This is a genomic window from Peribacillus sp. P4_C12, from assembly GCF_056402095.1.
In genome coordinates this window covers 1-768 of sequence record NZ_JBFUIB010001055.1, presented here as the reverse complement: position 1 = coordinate 768, position 768 = coordinate 1, and the positions used below count along the sequence as shown (strand labels likewise).

General features: G+C 52.8%; 7 tRNA genes and 1 rRNA gene. All 8 read right to left on the bottom strand.

Annotated elements, in window-relative coordinates:
- Nucleotides 1–6: 6 nt before the first annotated feature.
- Nucleotides 7–83: transfer RNA gene (locus AC1DUW_RS31245), tRNA-Arg, on the bottom strand.
- A gap of 9 nt (nucleotides 84–92) precedes the next feature.
- Nucleotides 93–181: transfer RNA gene (locus AC1DUW_RS31240), tRNA-Leu, on the bottom strand.
- Between the two features lie 12 nt (nucleotides 182–193).
- Nucleotides 194–268 (bottom strand) — tRNA-Gly (locus AC1DUW_RS31235).
- A gap of 8 nt (nucleotides 269–276) precedes the next feature.
- A tRNA-Leu gene (locus tag AC1DUW_RS31230) sits at nucleotides 277–358 on the bottom strand.
- 9 nt (nucleotides 359–367) lie between these two features.
- Nucleotides 368–443: transfer RNA gene (locus tag AC1DUW_RS31225), tRNA-Lys, on the bottom strand.
- 20 nt (nucleotides 444–463) lie between these two features.
- Nucleotides 464–539, bottom strand: a tRNA-Thr gene (locus AC1DUW_RS31220).
- Nucleotides 540–550: 11 nt separating this feature from the next.
- Nucleotides 551–626: transfer RNA gene (locus AC1DUW_RS31215), tRNA-Val, on the bottom strand.
- 12 nt (nucleotides 627–638) lie between these two features.
- A 5S ribosomal RNA gene (gene rrf / locus AC1DUW_RS31210) occupies nucleotides 639–754 on the bottom strand.
- Nucleotides 755–768: the final 14 nt, after the last annotated feature.

Below are 768 nucleotides of genomic sequence, written 5' to 3'. Positions count from 1 at the left end.
AAAACATGGTGCGCCCGGCGGGAGTCGAACCTACAACCTTCTGATTCGTAGTCAGATGCTCTATCCAATTGAGCTACGGGCGCATATTAAGATGGTGCCGAGGACCGGAATCGAACCGGTACGGTAGTCACCTACCGCAGGATTTTAAGTCCTGTGCGTCTGCCAGTTCCGCCACCCCGGCACATACGAAAAGTGGAGCGGAAGACGGGATTCGAACCCGCGACCCCAACCTTGGCAAGGTTGTATTCTACCACTGAACTACTTCCGCATGAAAGATGYGGGTGAAGGGACTTGAACCCCCACGCCTTGCGGCGCCAGATCCTAAGTCTGGTGCGTCTGCCAATTCCGCCACACCCGCATAATATAATGGTGAGCCATGAAGGATTCGAACCTTCGACCCTCTGATTAAAAGTCAGATGCTCTACCAACTGAGCTAATGGCTCGTACGTTTAATACTAAAAGATGGTGCCGGCAAGAGGACTTGAACCCCCAACCTACTGATTACAAGTCAGTTGCTCTACCAGTTGAGCTACACCGGCAGGTGTAAAAATGGTGGAGGATGACGGGATCGAACCGCCGACCCTCTGCTTGTAAGGCAGATGCTCTCCCAGCTGAGCTAATCCTCCATATGTGTAACTGCTTGGCGGCGTCCTACTCTCACAGGGGGAAACCCCCAACTACCATCGGCGCTGAAGAGCTTAACTGCCGTGTTCGGAATGGGAACGGGTGTGACCTCTTCGCTATCGCCACCAAACAATGTTAACATAT